The organism is Paraburkholderia sp. Clong3 (genome assembly GCF_050436485.1).
GTDB classification, from domain to species: domain Bacteria; phylum Pseudomonadota; class Gammaproteobacteria; order Burkholderiales; family Burkholderiaceae; genus Paraburkholderia; species Paraburkholderia tuberum.
Map to the genome: position 1 here is coordinate 281680 of NZ_JBNDMH010000004.1, position 19865 is coordinate 301544.

The following is a 19865-nucleotide window of genomic DNA, read 5'->3' on the forward strand; positions in this document are numbered from 1 at the left end:
AACATCCCCGGTGCGTCTGCGCTCGCCCTACGGGCTCCCTCCGACGCACCCGAATGTGAGCCTCATGAAACGTCCCAGAGTCGCCGGGCTGAACAGCAATCGCGTCGCCCGGCTGTCCGACGCCGCCATCCAATGTCGGATTCCGACCGCCATTCACAGGCCATTTCCTGGTAGGTTGGATTGATGTCCGGATCGTAGAACCCCGGCTTGTGGACGCCCGATTTTAGATTGTCGGGCACCAGGATCTCGACCAGGCCGTCATAGAACGCGAAGGCGCGCACGTGCGAGCCGATCCAGTCGGGCAACTGCTGGGTCCAGGTGAGCTCAGCGAAGGTAAAACCGGACACGCCGAGCGCGGCGACGAACAGTTCAGCCTCGCGGACTTCACCGGTGTCCGGATTGATGATGCCGAGCTTCTTGCCCGAGTAGTCGACGAACAGCTTCTGGCCCGGCACGTGCGTTTGCCGCATCGTGACAGGAAGCCGCTGCGCCCATTCCTGGTAAGCCTTGCAGAACCAGCTATAGCCGCAGCCGTCCGGATGCTGCGCCTTGTATTCCTGCCACAGCAGATCGAGCGTGACGCCTTTCCTGCCGATCTCGCGATGCACCGCCGGCCAGTCCGGCATGCCGCGCGTTGGCTCGCGCCGTGCCGGCGGCGGATACAGTCTCGCCTCGAGCGCCGCGTCGTCCGTCAGCAGTTCCGGTGGCAGGGGCCAGCCCAGCCCCGCCAGCCGCGTGCGGCGCAGGTAATGCCACACCGTCGTTGTCGAGGCACCGACCGCGTCGGCGATCTCCCTCTGGTTGCGGTCACACTCGAAATGCAGCCGCAGCACTTCCCTGATTTTGCGCATGGTCAACCTGACATTTGCCATTCGGCACTCCCGACAAAACTGTCGATCGTGCCACCGTTGACCCGCGTCGCCGCCACCCCGAAACCGTGTTCGCGATGGCGTGGAAACCCTGTTCTTTTTGCCGTGGAATCGGCATTAACTTTGCCGTGGAATTCGTGTTCTTTTTGCCGTGGAATCCCTGTTCACTTTGGCGTGGAATATTCACTGCCACGCTGGTACAGGAAATCGCCCCTCTACCAAGTGGTCCTGTGTCTTCCGATCTTCAATCGCTTCTTGAGCAAATCAGCGCCGATGTGGGGGTGGCCAGCGGCCGGGAAAACAATTGCCTGCTGGACACGGTTGTGCAGCTCGCCCGCAACATAAGGAGCGGGCACGGACAGGAAATGCAGCAGACGCAACCCGAAGAGCTGCAGCACTTGCGAAACGCTCTGATTAACAGGGGCGCAGCTCGGCGCAATGAGGAGATCGACATTTACGGCGGAGCGGGGACGTGGCTCACGCAAAGGTTCGGTCTGCGCATTCAGGTCATTACTGACCTGCAAGGCACGGTGACAGCGCATCCGATCCTGGGTCAGCAAGGCCGGCTTGTGCATATCCTGCACACCCCAAACCATTTCCAGCCGCTATGGCCGAGGCCATCCAGAGCTCAGAAGTGAGGCCGCGCGGCTCTGGTGTATGGCGCGGGGATCTGGATGAGAGGCGCGCGACAAACAAGATCAACTGGTTGCGGGTTTTCGACGGCCATGGAGTTTGTCTGCAAGCCGCGCCCGGACTGGATTTCAGGTCAGAGTAGCCAGATCGGCTAAAGTCCAGATTTCTGGACGCAGCGAATGGCCCGAAGCCCATGCTGGCAAAAGATTCCAACAAGATTGCGCCTGGAGCAGTTCGAGCAATCTGTCTGGCCGCATCTGAGCCTGGACCGTCGCGGACCTCGCCCCACGCTGGCCTTGCACAAGATCTTCAACTACATCCTGCAGGCGCTGTACATGGGTTGTCAATGGAAGATGCTGCCGATCGACAGGAATGCAGAAGGTCACCCTGAAATCCACTATACGCGCATTTACCGCACGTTTCGTCGCTGGCAGGCCGATGGTTGTATCGATGCCATCTTTTTTTCGGGCTCGGTGCAGCAGCTTCATCAGGACCAGCTGCTTGACCTTTCGGTCATCCACGGCGACGGTACCACGACGGCGGCGAAGAAAGGCGGCGACAATCTCGGGTATAGCGGGCACAAGCATCTGAAGGGCGACAAGGTGGTAGCCTTGTGCGATCGCAACTGCAACGTCATTGCACCATTCATCAGCGCTCCCGGCAACCGCAACGAATCACCGCTGTTGCGCGACGCGCTGCCAAGCCTCACCGCCATGGCCCGCGCCATTGGCGCGGGCCTGCACGGTTCAATCGTCAGCCTGGATGGCGTCTACGACTGCAGGGCCAACCGCAAGGCGATCTTCAATCGCGGCATGACCCCGAACATCCCCGAGAATCCGCGCGGACGCAAAACACCGAAGCGAGGCCGCAAGCAGCGCTATGATCCGGCCATCTTCGAGGAGCGCTTCAGGACCATTGAGCGGGTCTTCGCCTGGGAGGACAAGTTCCGCCGTCTGCTGCTGCGCTTTGAGCGCATCAGTGACGTTCACTATGCGTTCAAGACGCTTGCCTATACGATGATCAACCTGCGCCACTACTGCTGAACCAGCGCGGGGCTCGCACTTCACTGACGGCGCCATGCGCCATGATCGCTCACGCCTGTTGCGCTCGCATTCCTGATCATAATGTACACCTCGATATCGAGATACCTGTCGCTTTTCACAACGATGTGCCTGGCTTCGCACGATCACCAACGGCCATCGTAGTTCTTCTCCGTTCGCAATGGACGGAAACCCGCAACCAGTTGGCTGATTACGCGTAGACCTTCGACACGGCGACCGGTTGGCCCGCGGCGGCAGTGAGCGCCCGCTCGATTTCCTGCAGCCGGAAGCCGTCGATCGATGCGCTGAAGTGGGTGGTTTCGCCGTCGTTCTTCGTAGGATCTTTCAGCCGCAGTACGCGGAAGGCCTGGTTGCGCTCGGGCAGCGTCTCGCGTTTCGCGTGGGTCGCGCTGTTGACCGGCCCGGCCACGCGTCGGTCCGGTCGTCTCACCAGTTGCTCCGCTTGCTGCAATGATGCGGCGTGCTTGAAGAAATCTGCGGGCAAGACGTCGGCCCCGTGCGCGGCGTGAGCTGTCAACAGCTTCGCGCGAAAGGTGTCCTCGAGGCTCGCCAGCGACGTGGACCGTCGCGACGTTCCCGAGGCATCCGGGGTGCTGCCTTGTTGCAAGCGGCTGTGCAACACATCGAACTCGGCTGCGTTCTTATGTGCCTTGATCGCGTAATGAAGCGAGAACATTACGCAGTCGTCGATCGATTTCTGCGCGGAGGTTTCGATGACGGCCACACGAGAGAGGTCCATGCCGGCGTTCTCCAGCGCGTCAAGCAGGCGGTTGTGCTTGGCCAACTGATTCGACTCGGGCATAACCTCTGCAAAGATGATCGCGGATTCGGTGATAACGATGCTCGGCGGCTGGCCCGGGTGCCTGCGCATGTCGGCCATGACATAATGATCACCAGGCTTGCCGGTGAGCGGCATCGACAGCGGGAAGACGGCGCGGAACGACGCAGGCCCATCGGCTCGCAGTACATCGACGAATTCGTCCTGATGTTCGAACCGGTGCAGGTTCAATCCCGGATTGCGCTGGTTCTCGACCTCAGCCATGGCGCCGAGATGCGCGATATCGAGGGTGGTGATCGACGGCGCGTTCGGAGCGCGCCGACGCACGCGGGCGACGGCCTCCTCGGCGTAGTCGCGCAACGGGCCGCTCGCATGGAGCAGCGCCTGTTCTACCGCGGCGATCTTCGCGCGTAGACGCGGCGGCAGGTGTTTGTCCTTCGACGGACGCACGAACGATATCGCGTGCCGTTTCAAGGATTCGAGGGAGGGACACAAGGACTTCCCCCGCTCGCGCGTTTTCGCTTCCGTACCGACTCGCAGCGGCGACGGCGGCGCGGTGCCTGAAGACGACGAACCTTGTGCATGGTCCGGGCCAAACAGCGACTGCACCGCCTTCTTGTTCAATGCGTTCTGGCGTCGCAGACTGGGCCCTGGCGAAGCAGGCGGCGACAGGCGACGCATGCTTGGTTCCGCGTGCTCTGGCGAACCGGCACCGTGTCTCGTGGCTGCAAATCTGCCGAGCGACGCCAGCATCGATCCGGTGATAGGACGTGCGGGCTCGCGAAACTGCGCTGCAGCTTCCGACGTCCGGCTCTCGACGCCGCGATCGCCCTCCGGACGGTCGACGTCCACGTGAAAACGCGAGGTCGGATTGATTTCCATGATTCGCTTCTCTCTGCCTATACGTACCGGTTGATCGCTTGGTAACGGGCCGTGGAAAGAGCGTTCCAACGCGACTCGCGTCTGTCTCGAAGCCGTGCTTCGCCCGTAATCCGGTTGCATCTGGCTCTGGCGTTCGAGTCCGGGTACCTCACTGCCGAGAAGCCGGTTTCAGCTGCGCTGGTCGAGTCCCTGTTGTCGCGTCAGCTTGACGACCTGGAGCCGACCCTGACCCGTCACGGCTATCGCGTCAAAGACCTCGTGGAGCAGTTCGACGCCAAACCGGCGGAGATCAAGGCGCTCTTCAGTAATTCACTGGACCCGGTGCGGACCGCGACGTTGCGGGACAAGATGCTCGCGACCGGGCTGCCGATCTGACTTCCGTTAGTTGCAGATAATGTGAGCACGCGGCGATGGAAAGCGAGCACAGTCGCAGATAATCCAAGCACGCGCGTCCGGTCAGTTGCAGTTATTCTAAGCAGGAATCGTCGTCGATTGCAAGCACGGCCAGTTTCGAATGCAAGCAGCTACAGCTACGCCCGCCAGAATCAGACAAAGAAAGCGTTGTGGGAGCTCGATAACTTGTGCCGTACGCTCTATATCCTCGAATTCATCGACGATGTCGGTCTGCGTCAGAGCGTCCAGAAAGCCTTGAACCGGGGTGAAGCCTACCACCGCCTGCGCCGCGCCATTGCTTACGTGAACGGCGGAAAAATGCGTGTCCGCACCGAAGCCGAGCAGCAACTCTGGAATGAATGCGCGCGCCTGATCGCCAACGCGATCATCTACTACAATACCGAACTGCTCTCACGCGTCTATGAACAGAAACGAGCGGCCGATGACCACGACGCGATGAAGCTGATGCGCCGCGTGTCGCCCGTCGCCTGGCAGCACATCAACCTGTTCGGATCGTTTGAATTCAGCCCGACCGGCTCGAGCATCGATATCGAGGCGCTCGCGGCCTACTACGCCGATCGGGCGTACTGGAGCCGGATTCTGCGCGAAACCGTAGACCCGCTCGAAGGCTGATGGCGTCACTCGAGTGACTGGCCCGCGTAAGATTGCCGCTCACAATGTTAACCTGATTCCATCAGCCGATGTCCGTCTTCTACGATCCAACTGGTTGCGGGTTTCCGTCCATTGCGAACGGAAGAACTACGATGGCCGTTGGTGATCGTGCGAAGCCAGGCACATCGTTGTGAAAAACGACAGGTATCTCGATATCGAGGTGTACATTATGATCAGGAATGCGAGCGCAACAGGCGTGAGCGATCATGGCGCATGGCGCCGTCAGTGAAGTGCGAGCCCCGCGCTGGTTCAGCAGTAGTGGCGCAGGTTGATCATCGTATAGGCAAGCGTCTTGAACGCATAGTGAACGTCACTGATGCGCTCAAAGCGCAGCAGCAGACGGCGGAACTTGTCCTCCCAGGCGAAGACCCGCTCAATGGTCCTGAAGCGCTCCTCGAAGATGGCCGGATCATAGCGCTGCTTGCGGCCTCGCTTCGGTGTTTTGCGTCCGCGCGGATTCTCGGGGATGTTCGGGGTCATGCCGCGATTGAAGATCGCCTTGCGGTTGGCCCTGCAGTCGTAGACGCCATCCAGGCTGACGATTGAACCGTGCAGGCCCGCGCCAATGGCGCGGGCCATGGCGGTGAGGCTTGGCAGCGCGTCGCGCAACAGCGGTGATTCGTTGCGGTTGCCGGGAGCGCTGATGAATGGTGCAATGACGTTGCAGTTGCGATCGCACAAGGCTACCACCTTGTCGCCCTTCAGATGCTTGTGCCCGCTATACCCGAGATTGTCGCCGCCTTTCTTCGCCGCCGTCGTGGTACCGTCGCCGTGGATGACCGAAAGGTCAAGCAGCTGGTCCTGATGAAGCTGCTGCACCGAGCCCGAAAAAAAGATGGCATCGATACAACCATCGGCCTGCCAGCGACGAAACGTGCGGTAAATGCGCGTATAGTGGATTTCAGGGTGACCTTCTGCATTCCTGTCGATCGGCAGCATCTTCCATTGACAACCCATGTACAGCGCCTGCAGGATGTAGTTGAAGATCTTGTGCAAGGCCAGCGTGGGGCGAGGTCCGCGACGGTCCAGGCTCAGATGCGGCCAGACAGATTGCTCGAACTGCTCCAGGCGCAATCTTGTGGCTCTTTTGAAAATGCAGTGGGTAACGGGGCTCACGAGGCATGCGGGTTGAAGCCGGAGAAATCGAGCTTGCCAGCAACGAGAAAGAGGACCGTGCGCATCGTCGCGAAGCGCGTGTAGCCGCGAGCCTTTCGCTTGGCCGCTTGAAACAAGCCGTTGATTGCTTCGATGAAGCCGTTGGTCTGGCGCGTCTGAGTCCAGGCGACGATGCCGTCGAAGTGCCGACGAATCAGACGCGCGACGTCCTTCATCGGCTCGACTTTCGAGCGCATGACGTTGGTGCACCACTGCCGCAACATCTCGGAGACGACATGGATTTGCTTGCGCTCGAGAATCTCGCGCAGTTGCTCGCGATACAGCCATGCGCGCGCGGTGCGCTTGGTGGCGTACTGCCTGAGCAGCGCCTCGAGGTCGGTCAATTGCGCCAGATTCAGTTTGTTGGCGTCCTTGAGCAGCGTCCAGCGCATCCCTTTAAGTTGTGGGTCGGCTTTCTGTTGTTGGCGGCGCACCGTATCAAGCGCCTTGGACGCGTGGGCGACGACGTGAAACTTGTCGAACGTCAGCCGCGCATTGGGCAGATGTTCGCCCACGCCTTTGATGAAGGCGGGCGACATGTCGATGCTCACCGAGGTGACCTGCTCGGGCGTGCCGTGGTGTTGGCTCAGATATGCCGCGAAGCCTTCAATCGTCTTCGCGTCACGCCCGGGCGTGACGAACACGACCCGTCGCGCCTGCATGTCGGCGACCAGCGTCAGATACTCGTGGCCGCGCCGGTACGAGGTTTCGTCAATAGCTACCGTGCTCACGTCCGACAGGTTCGCCGACGCGAGCGCGAGTTCCACATAGCGCGAACAGATGGCGTGCACGCGGTGCCACGACAGATTGACGATGCGTGCCACCGCGGCAAACGGCATCTGCTGCGCCAGCATCAGCACCAGCGCTTCGAACAGCAACGTGAAGCCGTCGAGTTGGCCGACCCAGTCGGGTTCCACCAGCCGTACCGCGCCATCCGGCAAGCGCACTCGCGGTACCCGCACTTCCAGATAGCACTCGTGCTGGAAGAAATTCAGGTGGCGCAGTCGCTTGATTTGCGTGTCATGCACTGGGTGCTCACCGGCGACCCCGGGGTAGGCGAAGCGGCTGCCAGCGACAAAGTCCACGGCAATCGTGAGCTGCCGTTTGGCCGTGTCGAAGTCGACGCCTTGCACGTACCACGGGGCCTTGATTCCCAAGGCGGCTTCAAAGAGTTGATTCGTCATGTTCGCTTCGTCTCGCATGGCTGGTTGCCGCATTCTGCCGCAACCAGCCATGCACCAGCTTGTCGGTTCAGGGCGCCTCAAGGGTTCGCTGCGCCGGGCTCACGCCCGCCCTTGACCCGCCAAATCACCCACTCGGGTTTCAAAAGAGGCGAAAAGATGGACGAAGAAATCGCGACGATCGAGAGGCGGTTGCGGGAGTGGAAGAAGGAAGACAAGGCAGTGAAGGCGATCATCGAAATTCCGGGCGTGGGCCTGCTGACGGCGACGGCTGCGGTCGCGATGATCGGAGATCCGAAGGCGTTCAGATCGGGGCGCGAGTTTGCGGCCTGGGTCGGAATTGTGCCGAAGCAGACCGGTTCGGGCGGCAAGGTGAACCTGCACGGGATCAGCAAGAGGGGCGACACCTACCTGCGCACGCTACTGATCCACGGCGCGCGGGCCGTGCTGACGCGCGCGAAGGACCCTGGTCCGTGGGTTGAGCAGATGAAAAAACGGCGACCACCAAACGTGGTGGTGACTGCTTTGGCGAACAAGATGGCACGGACGATCTGGGCGGTGCTCGCTCATGACCGATCGTATGAAAAAGGGTACGTGAGCATGAAGCCCGTCTGAGCGGCGGCCGAAACGTAGAAGATTAACGTTTAACACAGGGTGGATGTCGAAAAGTTGCGTTGGCAATCGCGTGAGATGACAAGACAGGTCGGACCGGGACTCACTAAACCTGAACTGGTTGCCGAGCTTCGAGCTGGTACCCGCAATGAGGCGTGAGTCAGCGGATTTCATCGGGGCCCGCAGCGACAGTATCGGCTGCAACAAGGCCGGATATACAGCTGCAACCCATCCTGTCGATGTCGGAACACACGAAACACTGGCGCAATCGGGACGCGTTCATATACAACCAGTTGAGCGTGTGGCCCATGTAACGCAGTTCGCTAGCCGTCTTGCCCTTGCGGTAAAGCCGTGCATCGGGATCGGTACTGGATTCGTGCGTCTCGTTGCTTCGCCTGCTACCCCTGAAGCCGCCGTCGCCACTGCCGCCGTCGTTATCGCTGTCGTCACTGTCCTTGCGCACAAAGCTCTTGTGCCCCGCCCACGCCTGGATCAGCGTGCCATCCACGCTGAAGTGCTCGCCCGACAACCAGTTCTTCTTCTGCGCGATGGCCAGCACTTCGTTGAAGAATTCGACCACCGCGTCGTGCCGGATTAAACGCTCGCGGTTCTTCGTGAACACCGTCGGCACCCACACTGAATCGTCCATCGACAGGCCGATAAACCATCGAAAAAGCAGGTTGTATTGCGTTTGCTCCATGAGCTGGCGTTCGGACCTGATGCTGTACAGCACCTGCAGCAGCATCGCCCGCAGCAGTTTCTCTGGCGCGATGCTCGGCCGGCCGCCCTTGATGTCAGCCTCATACATTCCGGCGAACAACCGGTCCATCTTCGCCAGCGCCTCATTCGCCATGACGCGAATCGAGCGCAGCGGATGCGAGTCCGGAACGAAATCGTCAGCTTACGCACGGAAAACAGACTTTCGGTGAACGTGTCGGCGCCGCGCATGATCTCCTTGGGGGTCGGGTGAGCTTCTCATATCAACGCTTTTACTATCCGTCGCGATGACTTCCGCGCGAGGTATTTCCGCAACCTGCTAGACGTACCGTACTGGCGCGAAGTCGTATCGCTTTATCTGGTCATCGTGGGTCAACAACACGATTCCTTCTGCCATCGCTTGACCGACGAGGAGCCGGTCGAACGGGTCCTTGTGAAGAGGCGGGAGGGCCGCAACTTCGAACGCATGCTGTGCTTCAATCGACAGCTCTTCATAACCAGCATCAAGCAGGTTCCTGCGAAGAACGCGCGCATCGACCTGAAAGTCCTCACGGCCCAGTGCGCTTTTGATGACAATTTCCCAGATGCTGGCGACGCTGAAGTAGAGGGTGTTGTCGGCGTCCTCGATGGCAGCGCGCGCTTCGTTCGACAAGCTAGGATCGTCAGCCGCAGCCCAGACCAACAGATGAGTATCGAGCAACAGCCTCACTTTGTCTTACCCTCAAACATGTCGCAGATCTCGTCCGCTGCCATAGTGTCGAAATCTGCGGGTACTTTGATTTGCCCCTTTAGGAACCCGATGCGCCGCGGCGGCTTTGCGGCTTCGGCATCGACGCGCACGACCTTGACCAATGGCTTGCCGGCCTTAGCGATTACGAACGGCTCGCCGCCGTTCACGGTTTCCTCGATTAGCCGCGACAGATTGGTCTTGGCATCGTGAATGTTGTAAATACGCATGGCAGCACCATATGAACTTAGTTTAGTGAACTTAGTTTATCCAAAACTTTATCCTCCCGCAATACGTTCAAAGTGGTGCTTTAGTGGTGCTTTGCCACGCGCGCTGCCTCAGATGGCGTGTTCGCGCCCATGCCCGCGGTGAGGTGGCTAAGCTTTACGACCGCTGACATCAGCTCAACCGCTGTTCGAAACGTGGGCCGGTCGCGCAGTCCGTGCTGCAGATGGGCGAAGCTCCAAGGGTTTTCACGCGCAGCATTCGGGCGATTTGACATAAAAGAAAGAGTGCGTTATCCGCTCTGGGTGGCTTGCCAGATAAATCCGCACACCTATACTCCTATTTGCCTGATGATATAGGCTATGCCGCTACTTCTACCAGGGCGGTTGCTGATTTCCGTGCCTCTATTCAGGCGGATCGCTGGACTTCCGTGCCGATCGCGGGCGCTCTGGTATCCAAAAGATATGGCAAATATTGCCGGAGACGGGCCCGTGAATACGACCATTTCGATCGAAGAACCACCCCGCATTATCGGGGCCGTGACCCGGATCTATTCCAGTTTGTTGCTCATCGGCTTTGCCCTGGTCCCCGCGTATCTGATTGCCTATCTGGCCGTTTTCCAGGACCCCAGCCTCAAGTTCGAAAATCACCTGTTCCACGAGGTCGCCATTGCCGCGGCGACGCTTGAGGGGCTGTTTGTCACGTACGTGACGTGGCGCTGCTACATGTCGTCGGGCGAGCCGCTGCTGCGATGGTTGACGCTGGGCTTTCTCGGCTTTGTGCTCGTCTACGCGCTGCATGGCGCATTCACCGGCCTGGCTCATTCTCATATCTGGCTGTTCCTGCTCTACGGACCGGCCTCGCGTCTCGTCATGTCGGTGCTGTTGCTGGTCGGGCTACTGTCCTACAACGAGCCCCCGCACGCCGTCGAGCGGCGCACGAAGCCGCGTCCCTGGCTGATGTGGTTTGCCGTGTTCGCCGTGATCGACCTTGCGGTGGCGTACATCGCGACCTCACCGATCGCGGGCGCGCTCGCGGTGCGCCTGTTAATGGAAGGCGGGGCGCTTGTGTTCTCGACGCTGAACGTCATGGCGCTGTTGCTGCGTCGCATCCGCACACCGCTGATGGCGATCTTCGGCATCTCGGTGACGTCCTTTGCGCTGGCATCGCTCGCGTTTATTCTCGGCAAGCCCTGGAATCATATGTGGTGGCTGGCGCATGTGATCTTCGCTGCGGGCTTTTTCCTTCTGAGTTACGGGGTCGTTCAGGCGTTTCTGACGACCCGGTCATTTTCGACGATCTACAGCCAGCAAGACCTGATGGCCCGGCTTGCCGAGGCGATGGCGCGCACAGAACGGGCGTTGCAAGAACTCCAACGGACAAATCAGAAGCTCGAACATCTCGCCGCAACGGATCCGCTGACCGGCGCAGCGAACCGGCGCCAGTTCATCCAGCGAGTCGAGGCGGAAATCGCGCGGGCCAAGCGCGGCGGAGCACCGTTCTCGTTGTTGGCACTCGATCTCGACAATTTCAAGAAAATCAACGACAGCTACGGCCATCAGGCCGGTGACGAGGTCCTGTGCCGCTTCGTGGAGAAATGTCTCGAGGCCATCCGCCCCTACGACGGCGTGGCCCGGGTCGGCGGAGAAGAATTCATGGTGTTGCTGCCGCAAGCCGCGATGGAGGCGGCACGGATGATTGCCGAGCGCGTCCGGGATGCCATCGCCAGCGCCGCGTTCGACAGCGGAACCGGGCGGGCCGTCCCCGTGACAGTCAGTGTGGGTGTGTCCGAGTTCGGCCGCGACGGTGACACGATCGACACGATCTTCCGGGTCGCCGATGAGCGGCTTTATCAGGCCAAGCACATCGGCCGCAATTGCGTGGTTGCGGCATAGCTGTCGCTGCCTGCATTTGAAACCGGGCGTCCAGCGCCGGCCTCTGACGACGCTGTGTCTGGACAGTCGCAGCAGGCAGGAGCACGGAGATCAGTGGGCTGGCCCGGTCGTTTTCGACAGCAACCACGTCGCAGGTGTGCGAAAAAATCCGTTTCTTGCAGGCGGTAACTCCCACCTTGGCTCAGGCTCGTGGGCATTCTCGCGTAATGTGGTTCCTGGCCGATGTAATCGGGCTGTTCTCAAACAACGTGGTCCCGTACTCACGCAATGTGGTCCCACGCGTGCCGATATTCTCCCAACTGGTTGCGGGTTTTCGACGGCCATGGAGTTTGTCTGCAAGCCGCGCCCGGACTGGATTTCAGGTCAGAGTAGCCAGATCGGCTAAAGTCCAGATTTCTGGACGCAGCGAATGACCCGAAGCCCATGCTGGCAAAAGATTCCAACAAGATTGCGCCTGGAACGGTTCGAGCAGTTGTTCGAAATCCGCCTTGCTTGCAATCGACGCGGCTTCTGGCTCGAATTAACTGCAACTGACGGAACTCACCTCTGCCCGGTGGCCAGCATCCGGTCGCATAGGGTTGCGACGGCAGCGGATCAAGAGTGCTGGGCTGACCTCTCTTCCAACAGTCGTCAGAATGGCTTCTGCGCGATAACAGTGGGAAACATCCGGGCGCGATCATCGATGAACCGAATATCGGCAAAACCGGCATCCTCAAGTTGTGCCAAGGTTTGTGCATGGGTGCGAAATGCGCTCCATTTCACCTCAATGACGCGCACAAATAAGAGATGCTGAAGCGACAACGATTCCTGGTCGATTTCCGTCAGCTTCCATGGCGATTCTGCTGACAGAGTTGGCGGTGGCGTAAGGAAACTGGTAACTAGCGAGCCACCCGGCTTTAGCATGTCGAAGAACGCGCGATATAGGGCGGTAACGCGGCCATTGTCTGGTTCATAGATATTGAGACCATTGCTGGTCAGTACGTCAATGGTGGCTTTCAGATTCGGCGTCCATGCGTCCTCGAGACGGAGCGACAGGCGCCCGGCTAGCCCCCGTTCCTCTGCGAGGTCGGATGCGTCGTTCAATGCCAGTTGATCCAGATCTATGCCCGTCAGAGTGACGTCCGGGTGCAGCTTATAGTCGAGCAACAGCAATTCATCCATCAACCCGCAAGGAACCGATGCCAGAGCAAGGCCCGGTCTGAGCAAGGCTTGCAATTGCTGCCGGAAAATTCCAAAACGTTCCCGGGTTGCGAGTACAACGGGTAATTTCTCAAAAATTCGGTACTCGAGATCGGAAATCGATCCTGCTGACATCGTTCCCGGGCGGTAGGTCACCAGTTGATGCCCCCGGCGTCATAGTAGTTGTCGCCTCTGAACTTTCTTATCAAGAAGAGTCAGAGGTACAAGTTGAAGACGAAACAAACGTATTCTGTTGAGTTCAAGGAGCAGGCGCTGTCGAAGGTTCTGCAGCGCGGGAGCCGAACGGTTGGCGCCGTGGCTGACGAATTGAACGTGAACGTACTGACATTAAGGAATTGGATGAGAGGCACCGCCGCCGCGAACCGGAGCTCGAGTTCTGGGCACACAAGGCGTCCGGAAGACTGGTCGCTGGAAGAACGCCTGATTGCCTTGCAGGAGAGCCACGGCCTGGCGGACGAAGCATTGAACGGCTGGTGTCGGGAGCGCGGCCTGTTTTTGCATCATCTCGCGCAGTGGCGAGCGGATTTTTGCGCCGTTGGCGCAGCCGGTAGCCGACGTGAGAGCGCCCAGGAAGTACGGGATCTGAAGCAGGCCAATGTTCAACTGCGGCGCGAACTGAAGCGCAAGGAGCAGGCGCTGGCCGAAGCTGCGGCGCTACTGGTGCTGCAAAAAAAGTACCGCGCGCTCCTCGGGGACGAGGCCGAATGACGGCCCCTGAAGAGCGCAAGGCATTGATCGGCCTCATCAACGAGGCGACCCTGGCCGGGGCTCGGCAGGCGCACGCGTGCGAGATTCTGGGGCTCAGCGCGCGCACAGTTCAGCGCTGGCAGCGGGGCGAGCCTGACGCGATGGACGGGCGCTCGTTACGGCACCACGAGCCGCGCCACAAGCTCTCTGCCGAGGAACGCGCCGAGCTTCTGGCAGTCGCGAACTCGGCCGAATTCGGTCATCTGCCGCCAAGCCAGATCGTGCCGCGACTGGCAGACCAGCAACGCTATATTGCCTCCGAATCGACGTTCTACCGGGTACTGAAGGCCGAGAAGCAACTCGCCCACCGGCGCAGCGAACGGCCGGCCCACGCTCGCAGCAAACCCCGTTCAGTTTGCGCCGACGCGCCGAACCAGCTGTATTCCTGGGACATCACGTATTTGCCGACGACGATCCGTGGACAGTATTTTTATCTCTACCTGTTTCTGGATGTCTTCAGTCGCAAGATCGTCGGCTGGCAGGTCTATGCCGAGGAAAGCAGCGTACTGGCCAGCGAAGTCCTCAGGGACCTCTGCGCGCGCGAAGCGATACGGCCCAACCAGGTGATTCTGCATTCGGATAACGGCGGCCCGATGAAAGGCGCGACGATGCTCGCCACCCTCCAGGCGCTGGGCGTCATGCCGTCGTTGAGTCGCCCGGGCGTGAGCAACGACAACCCTTATTCCGAGTCGCTGTTCAAGACCCTGAAGTACCGGCCCGCTTACCCGCTCAAAGCGTTCGATACCCTGCTGGCCGCACGTACCTGGGTCGGCGCACTGGTGCGCTGGTACAACGATGAGCATCGTCACAGCGCAATCCGGTTTGTGACGCCCGCGCAGCGTCATGCCAACCTCGATCAGGATATTCTGGAACGACGCACGGCGCTTTACGCGAGTGCTCGGCAGCGCAATCCGCTTCGATGGAAGGGCCGCACGCGCAACTGGCAGCGCGTCGATGCTGTGCATCTGAACCCTGATCGCATCGATGACCAGGGCATCCATCAACAACGCCGCAATCTGGAGCGAAAGGCCGCCTGAAATTTATTCGTTGAGGCGACAACTAGCTTGAAAATTTCCGACCTCGATATCGAGATACCTGTCGCTTTTCACAACGATGTGCCTGGCTTCGCACGATCACCAACGGCCATCGTAGTTCTTCCGTTCGCAATGGACGGAAACCCGCAAGCCGTTGATTGAGTGCCATGTCGTCGATCCGGCCAGCATTCCGGTCGAACGCCATCGGTCGACCTCGATTCCGCGTTCGGCCATCATCTCCTCCAGATGACGCAGACTCAGTGGAAACGCGACGTACCAGCGCACACACGTCAGAATCACTTCCAGTGGATAATGCAGGCGCTTCAGCACCTTGGCCAACCCCGGGTTCGGCATCTTCATCGATTCACTCATCAGCGACTTTGTGTCAGCCGGATCCAGTCCAACAATCGCTATCTTCATGATGAACGCTCCTTTGCCGTGGATATCACGACCTCTCCACTCTGGCATAAATCTCTCGCTGCGTAGCGGGATTCGTCCATCACATCAGAACGCACGGCGAAACGGCCGACGGACAGCGCAAAGCGCTCGCGTTCGCGTTCGCGGAAAACTATCTCGCGGTTGACACGGGTCAACCAGCTTCTGACTGCCTCGTGTACATTGGACGCACTGCTGCCGCGCACGCATTTTCCGCAGCCTCTCGTTGCATGCATGCGGACCGCTTCATCACGTCAGGATGATCCATCATGGCAGGCAAATCCGTCACACCCTTCGATCTGGACCGCGCGAATCTCTCGTTTGCGCTGCAAATGGTGAGTTTCAGCCACGAAGCCCGGCAGCAGGTTTCCGAGTTCGAGATGCAGCGCATCCGGCGCGATCTGGCGGCGGCGCATGCCATTCGCAATGCGGTGTCGACCGCTCATGACTGGAGCGAACTCTCGGCGTCTTACCAGTCCACGGTGCGCGATTACATGGCGAGCACCACAAACCTCTGGCAGCAAGGGCTGGACTCTGCCGTGCGACTGCAAAGCCAATTCAGCGAAGGCCTGCGCGAAGCGTTGGCGACCTGGCAATCGGCCTGGAGCGAGCAATGGCCGACGCATGCCCCCATGAATCCGGTCATGCTGCCGTGGCAGGAATGGCTGCGACGTATGGCAAGCACGGCGGCGGGCATGGCCTACGGACAAGCGGGCCGAGGCGACGTCTCCAGTCAGGTTACGCCGGTGACTTCGGCTAAATCGCCGGCCTCCAGCAACCGTCCGGAGCAGGGAGAGCATCATGCCGGCTAAGCGCGTAGCTTTCATTACCGGTGGCATGGGTGGCTTGGGCGCCGCGATCAGCCGGCGTCTTCACGATGCGGGCATGGTGGTCGCCATGTCGCACTCCGAGCGCAACGATCACGTTGCCACCTGGCTCATCCATGAACGCGATGCCGGTCGCCATTTCGTCGCCTATGAGGCCGACGTCTCCAGCTTCGATTCGTGCGCCCATTGCGCCGAGCGCGTGCTCGCCGAATTCGGTATGGTGGACATTCTGGTGAACAACGCGGGCATCATCCGCGACTCGACTTTTGTCAGGATGAACAAGGAAGATTGGGACAAGGTGCTGCGCACCGATCTCGATTCCATGTTCAACATGACCAAACCGCTGCTCGGCGGGATGCTCAAGCGGCAGTTCGGGCGGATCGTCAATGTCAGTTCGGTGAACGGCGCGCGCGGCGCGTTCGGGCAGACCAATTACGCGGCGGCCAAGGCAGGCATTCACGGCTTCACGATGTCGCTCGCGCTGGAGGTGGCCAGACACGGCGTGACCGTCAACACGGTATCACCTGGCTACCTTGCCACGGCGATGACCGCGGCGGTCCCCAAGGACGTGATGGACACGAAGATCCTCCCGCAGATTCCGGTGGGCCCATCCGACATTAAACTTTTGTTTGGAATGAATATGGCAACCGGAACAGTAAAGTGGTTTAACGACGCCAAGGGCTTCGGCTTTGTCACGCCGGATGACGGCGGAGAAGACCTGTTCGCTCACTTCTCTGATGTTCAGGGCAGCGGCTTCAAAACATTGCAAGAGAACCAGAAGGTCAGCTTCGAAGTGAAGCAGGGGCCAAAGGGCAAGCAGGCTGCCAACATCAAACCATTGTAACAAGCCCGGACGCTCCCCTCCTCGCGATGAATGGACTGTTATACGGTCTATTGATATTTCCGTAAATCATGACAACCGTTAAGCGCCTCAAGCGTTATATTTCCAGGACGGTCCTGGGGACAAGTTGGCATGGCGCAAAGTCGATTGAGCGAAGCAGTAAAGAAGGTTCTGGTGCAAATGGCTGGTCAGGCCGATATTTTTCCTATCGGTATGGATACCTTATCGATTGAACAGGACAGCATTCCAGACAGCGGGAGCAGCGGTATCTTTAAGCCCGAGCATGGAGAAGTTGAACTGAACCGTCTGCCGGCGGCTGCTCGAGATCAACGTATTCCTCTCCAGTGGCACGCTGCCCGCCGCCTTCACGTTGAATCCGGAAAGCGGACACGTGCTGTTCAGCTATCGCACGCCGCTTGCAAGCTGACCTCAAGACGCTCGCCAACAGCCTGCAGCTTTGCGTCGAGCAGGCGGAGAGTTGGCGCGTCGGCTATTTCTTCGACAGTCCCGTCGACAATTGGAATCTGTCCGGCGAGCCCGGTTCGCGGATTACGGTCTGAGCAAAAAGACAGCATGGTGCGGTGGCTAGGACTCGCACTCCCCATTCAACTGAACGAGGTATCGAGCGTGGCATACGAAAACTACATGAAGCTCTTGCATGACGTCTGTGATCTGGTGGGACTGGATGACGTCGCGCGCCTGATCGACGGCGGTCAGTTGGATATCTCCGGCCATACGGTGTCGATCCGCTACGACGAGTCCGTCGATCCGTTGGGTGTTGTGGCTGACATCGACCTCGGCCCGGTGCCCGAAGAGGACCGCGAAACCATCTACCGTCATGCGCTCGAAGTGAACTTCCATTCGGCGCCGGCTGGCAACGGCACGCTGAGCCTCGATCCGCAAGCGGAGCGGCTGCAGTACTCGTTCCGCTTCCCGCTCGACGGCACGCGCACGGCCACGGACCTGTTCGATACCGTGACCGATCTGCTGGACAGCCTGAATGACGTCGACAGATTTCCTTGCCTTGGTCGTAGGTGAAGCTCTGTCGTAATGGCTCGGCAATCAAATTGAGTTTGGTAGAGAAGCCTGCCAGCGCGGAAGCAGCCGTGGCATCTTCCATCTTCGCCAGCAGCACCAGGCGTCCGGTCCGTTCGACCAGTACTCCGACTGAAGACGCATTGTTCGCACCCTTGTCGGGTAAGAACGTACCGTTACCGGCACGTTCTCCCCTAAGAACCGGACGGGCGAGTCACCTCGCATCCGGCTCAAGCCATTCTTCAGCACCATGGGGTGGCACCGGACAAGCCGACGGGATGTTTCACGGCGCGACGACGGGCAAAGTAGGACGTCCATGCCGGATCAAACGGATTAGCGGGCCCACGGATCTTGACGTGACGCATGATTGCGACCGTCATTGCGCGGAATAGCCGCAGACTGCCGATGCTGCCGTCAGCCCGGGTTTCTTCCGTCGCAAAGTCCCATGACCGCTGTCCGTCTGTCCGGAAGTATCGCCTCCTCACCCATCGTGCTCCTTTCGTGGGGTGCCTGCGCACAGCCCACTTCCAGAGCAGTTGCCAGATGTGCGAGTCTATCAATGAGAAGGTTGCTTTCGCCACGACGTGGCGGTGATACATGGCCCAGCCCCGGATGAGCGGGTTGAGTTGCCGTATCAGCGCTTCCTGGGTGGCGCCCGCGTTGCCCTTGATGACCTCCCGGACCTTGTCAAGCAACGATTTGATGCTCTTCTTCGCTGGCTTGATCAGCAGTTTGCCGCCGTACTTGCGTACGTTCTGGCCAAGGAAATCGAGACCCTCCGTTATGTTCGTGATCCGGGTTTTCTCCTCCGACAGTTCCAGACCACGGTCCGCCATGAAACGACGGATCGCCGGAAGAACGCTGGATTCGAGCACTTCTTTCGAAGCACCGGTCACCACGAAATCATCGGCATACCGGATAACGTTGAGCTTGGCCGTGCGGCGTGCGAGTTTCGAGACACCGATACTCGCGTGTACTGCTGCCTCAAGTCCATCCAGCGCCATATTCGCGATCACGGGCGAGATGATACCGCCCTGGGGCGTGCCCGCCCGCGATTGGAACAGGGTTCCCTCATCAATATAGCCAGCCTCAAGCCACTTGCGCAGGACCGTCTTGTCCATCGGTATGTGCTCCAGGAACCAGAGGTGACTGAAGTTATCGAAACAACCCCGTATGTCACCTTCCAGAACCCACTCTGGCGATACACGCCTTGCCAGAGTGATGAAGCACTGTTCGATGGCGTCGGCAGTCGAGCGTTCGGGCCGAAAGCCGTAGGAATTCAGGTCCGCCAGGGTCTCCGCAATGGGTTCCAGAGCGAGCTTCCATAAAGCCTGCATCGCCCGACACCGCATACATGGGATTCCTAAAGGACGCTTCTTTCCATTACTCTTGGGAATGTAAACACGCCGCAACGGCATCGCACGATAACCCCGATGACGCAGCGACAACACGCCTTTACATCTGGCCGCCGAGGATGACCAGATCCTGCCGTCCACCCCCGGCGTTCTCTTGCCGCGATTTTCCGTCACCCGCTTCACGGCCAGCATCTTGCCGCTATGCGAGCGGGTCAGCAGACGTTGCAAGGATTGCACCTTGCCCCACCGGCCTTCCCGGACCGCCTTGGCGATACGCAACTGAAGTCGTCTCACCTCTGCCTCGATGGATGCCCAGTTTGCCTGGTCCCACATCCGGGCAGCGTGCGAGGGCGCACCAGCGCCCGACACTTCCGTGTCGTGCGCCGTCATCTGCTTTCCCTCGTATAACGATTGATCAAGTTTCTCTCGCCATGAATGACCGCGCGGAAGTCTGCCCGCTTTCGCGTCGGGCAATGTTTCAGCCCGTATCCCGTCCGTTACAGCCGGGCATTCGCTTTCTCCGCATTCCTTTACCCGCACCGCCAACAGCTCGCCTTGCGGTTCGCCTGCCCATTGGGCAGCGATACGGGC

The 19865-nt window shown here is 59.7% G+C and carries 15 protein-coding genes and 8 pseudogenes; 11 read left to right on the plus strand and 12 right to left on the minus strand.

What is annotated here, in order from left to right; translation table 11 throughout:
* Positions 1 to 149: 149 nt before the first annotated feature.
* Positions 150 to 872: pseudogene (gene istA, locus OKW30_RS39360) on the minus strand (IS21 family transposase); the annotation flags it as partial.
* On the opposite strand from istA, the gene OKW30_RS39365 reads away from it, so the two are divergent.
* Together OKW30_RS39365 and OKW30_RS39370 are read left to right on the plus strand one after the other, a co-directional pair.
* Positions 866 to 1507 (plus strand): hypothetical protein, encoded by a 642-nt coding sequence (locus OKW30_RS39365; RefSeq protein ID WP_429349409.1) that lies wholly within the window; start codon positions 866 to 868, stop codon positions 1505 to 1507. The pseudogene istA and the gene OKW30_RS39365 sit on opposite strands and share 7 nt — an antisense overlap.
* Before the next feature lie 174 nt (positions 1508 to 1681).
* On the plus strand, positions 1682 to 2545 hold the full coding sequence (locus OKW30_RS39370; RefSeq protein ID WP_429349410.1) for an IS5 family transposase: 864 nt from the start codon (positions 1682 to 1684) through the stop codon (positions 2543 to 2545).
* Between the two features lie 208 nt (positions 2546 to 2753).
* On the opposite strand, the gene OKW30_RS39375 is transcribed toward OKW30_RS39370, so the two are convergent.
* Complete coding sequence (locus tag OKW30_RS39375) at positions 2754 to 4223, minus strand: YopJ family acetyltransferase (protein WP_429349411.1); 1470 nt, start codon at positions 4221 to 4223, stop codon at positions 2754 to 2756.
* A gap of 114 nt (positions 4224 to 4337) precedes the next feature.
* On the opposite strand from OKW30_RS39375, the gene OKW30_RS39380 reads away from it, so the two are divergent.
* Both OKW30_RS39380 and OKW30_RS39385 read left to right on the plus strand, forming a co-directional pair.
* Entirely contained in the window at positions 4338 to 4598 is a 261-nt protein-coding gene (locus OKW30_RS39380) for a phosphoribulokinase (protein ID WP_429349412.1), read from the plus strand.
* Positions 4599 to 4751: 153 nt separating this feature from the next.
* Positions 4752 to 5249, plus strand: a pseudogene (locus tag OKW30_RS39385) (Tn3 family transposase); the annotation flags it as partial.
* A gap of 288 nt (positions 5250 to 5537) precedes the next feature.
* Here the strand turns inward: OKW30_RS39385 and OKW30_RS39390 are convergent.
* Positions 5538 to 6362 (minus strand): IS5 family transposase, encoded by an 825-nt coding sequence (locus OKW30_RS39390; RefSeq protein ID WP_429349413.1) that lies wholly within the window; start codon positions 6360 to 6362, stop codon positions 5538 to 5540.
* 38 nt (positions 6363 to 6400) lie between these two features.
* On the minus strand, positions 6401 to 7627 hold the full coding sequence (locus OKW30_RS39395) for an ISL3 family transposase (RefSeq protein WP_429349414.1): 1227 nt from the start codon (positions 7625 to 7627) through the stop codon (positions 6401 to 6403).
* A gap of 111 nt (positions 7628 to 7738) precedes the next feature.
* Between OKW30_RS39395 and OKW30_RS39400 the strand changes: the two genes are divergently transcribed.
* Complete coding sequence (locus OKW30_RS39400) at positions 7739 to 8239, plus strand: IS110 family transposase (RefSeq protein ID WP_429349415.1); 501 nt, start codon at positions 7739 to 7741, stop codon at positions 8237 to 8239.
* Between the two features lie 289 nt (positions 8240 to 8528).
* Here OKW30_RS39400 and OKW30_RS39405 read toward each other — a convergent pair.
* From OKW30_RS39405 to OKW30_RS39415, 3 genes and pseudogenes are all read right to left on the minus strand, one after another.
* Positions 8529 to 9184: pseudogene (locus OKW30_RS39405) on the minus strand (IS5 family transposase); the annotation flags it as partial.
* 88 nt (positions 9185 to 9272) lie between these two features.
* Positions 9273 to 9662 (minus strand): type II toxin-antitoxin system VapC family toxin, encoded by a 390-nt coding sequence (locus OKW30_RS39410; RefSeq protein ID WP_429349416.1) that lies wholly within the window; start codon positions 9660 to 9662, stop codon positions 9273 to 9275.
* Complete coding sequence (locus OKW30_RS39415; RefSeq protein ID WP_429349417.1) at positions 9659 to 9910, minus strand: type II toxin-antitoxin system Phd/YefM family antitoxin; 252 nt, start codon at positions 9908 to 9910, stop codon at positions 9659 to 9661. The genes OKW30_RS39410 and OKW30_RS39415 overlap by 4 nt, the downstream gene beginning before the upstream one ends.
* A gap of 459 nt (positions 9911 to 10369) precedes the next feature.
* Here OKW30_RS39415 and OKW30_RS39420 point away from each other — a divergent pair, with 459 nt between their 5' ends.
* The gene (locus OKW30_RS39420; RefSeq protein ID WP_429349418.1) at positions 10370 to 11800 is read left to right on the plus strand and encodes a GGDEF domain-containing protein; all 1431 of its coding nucleotides are present in this window, start codon (positions 10370 to 10372) and stop codon (positions 11798 to 11800) included.
* Between the two features lie 630 nt (positions 11801 to 12430).
* Here the strand turns inward: OKW30_RS39420 and OKW30_RS39425 are convergent.
* Positions 12431 to 13144: pseudogene (locus tag OKW30_RS39425) on the minus strand (SAM-dependent methyltransferase); the annotation flags it as partial.
* A gap of 63 nt (positions 13145 to 13207) precedes the next feature.
* Here OKW30_RS39425 and OKW30_RS39430 point away from each other — a divergent pair.
* Positions 13208 to 14784, plus strand: a pseudogene (locus OKW30_RS39430) (IS3 family transposase).
* A 204-nt stretch (positions 14785 to 14988) separates the two neighbouring features.
* Here the strand turns inward: OKW30_RS39430 and OKW30_RS39435 are convergent.
* Positions 14989 to 15141, minus strand: a pseudogene (locus OKW30_RS39435) (IS6 family transposase); the annotation flags it as partial.
* 344 nt (positions 15142 to 15485) lie between these two features.
* Here OKW30_RS39435 and OKW30_RS39440 point away from each other — a divergent pair.
* Both OKW30_RS39440 and OKW30_RS39445 read left to right on the plus strand, forming a co-directional pair.
* Positions 15486 to 16028, plus strand: a complete 543-nt coding sequence (locus OKW30_RS39440; RefSeq protein ID WP_429349419.1) for a hypothetical protein — start codon at positions 15486 to 15488, stop codon at positions 16026 to 16028.
* Complete coding sequence (locus OKW30_RS39445; RefSeq protein WP_429349420.1) at positions 16018 to 16887, plus strand: SDR family NAD(P)-dependent oxidoreductase; 870 nt, start codon at positions 16018 to 16020, stop codon at positions 16885 to 16887. Before OKW30_RS39440 ends, OKW30_RS39445 begins: the two co-directional genes overlap by 11 nt.
* Positions 16888 to 17106: 219 nt before the next feature.
* On the opposite strand, the pseudogene OKW30_RS39450 reads toward OKW30_RS39445, so the two are convergent.
* A pseudogene (locus OKW30_RS39450) lies at positions 17107 to 17184 on the minus strand (IS6 family transposase); the annotation flags it as partial.
* 116 nt (positions 17185 to 17300) lie between these two features.
* Here OKW30_RS39450 and OKW30_RS39455 point away from each other — a divergent pair.
* Both OKW30_RS39455 and OKW30_RS39460 read left to right on the plus strand, forming a co-directional pair.
* Entirely contained in the window at positions 17301 to 17444 is a 144-nt protein-coding gene (locus tag OKW30_RS39455; RefSeq protein WP_158447332.1) for a hypothetical protein, read from the plus strand.
* An 85-nt stretch (positions 17445 to 17529) separates the two neighbouring features.
* Positions 17530 to 17922 carry a CesT family type III secretion system chaperone gene (locus tag OKW30_RS39460; protein ID WP_429349421.1) on the plus strand — a complete coding sequence of 131 codons (393 nt, stop codon included), beginning with the start codon at positions 17530 to 17532 and terminating at the stop codon, positions 17920 to 17922.
* Here OKW30_RS39460 and OKW30_RS39465 read toward each other — a convergent pair.
* Together OKW30_RS39465 and ltrA are read right to left on the minus strand one after the other, a co-directional pair.
* Positions 17891 to 18076, minus strand: a pseudogene (locus OKW30_RS39465) (IS30 family transposase); the annotation flags it as partial. The gene OKW30_RS39460 and the pseudogene OKW30_RS39465 sit on opposite strands and share 32 nt — an antisense overlap.
* Before the next feature lie 85 nt (positions 18077 to 18161).
* Positions 18162 to 19814: a group II intron reverse transcriptase/maturase gene (ltrA, locus tag OKW30_RS39470; RefSeq protein ID WP_429349623.1), complete on the minus strand. Its 1653-nt coding sequence runs from the start codon at positions 19812 to 19814 to the stop codon at positions 18162 to 18164.
* Positions 19815 to 19865: the final 51 nt, after the last annotated feature.

Bases quoted from the DNA above. Each gene is read 5' to 3' on its own strand.
- OKW30_RS39420 (WP_429349418.1), top strand. From the start codon at position 10,370: ATGGCAAATATTGCCGGAGACGGGCCCGTGAATACGACCATTTCGATC.
- OKW30_RS39460 (WP_429349421.1), top strand. From the start codon at position 17,530: ATGAAGCTCTTGCATGACGTCTGTGATCTGGTGGGACTGGATGACGTC.
- OKW30_RS39415 (WP_429349417.1), bottom strand. From the start codon at position 9,910: ATGCGTATTTACAACATTCACGATGCCAAGACCAATCTGTCGCGGCTA.
- OKW30_RS39445 (WP_429349420.1), top strand. From the start codon at position 16,018: ATGCCGGCTAAGCGCGTAGCTTTCATTACCGGTGGCATGGGTGGCTTG.
- OKW30_RS39440 (WP_429349419.1), top strand. From the start codon at position 15,486: ATGGCAGGCAAATCCGTCACACCCTTCGATCTGGACCGCGCGAATCTC.
- OKW30_RS39375 (WP_429349411.1), bottom strand. From the start codon at position 4,223: ATGGAAATCAATCCGACCTCGCGTTTTCACGTGGACGTCGACCGTCCG.
- OKW30_RS39395 (WP_429349414.1), bottom strand. From the start codon at position 7,627: ATGACGAATCAACTCTTTGAAGCCGCCTTGGGAATCAAGGCCCCGTGG.
- OKW30_RS39370 (WP_429349410.1), top strand. From the start codon at position 1,682: ATGGCCCGAAGCCCATGCTGGCAAAAGATTCCAACAAGATTGCGCCTG.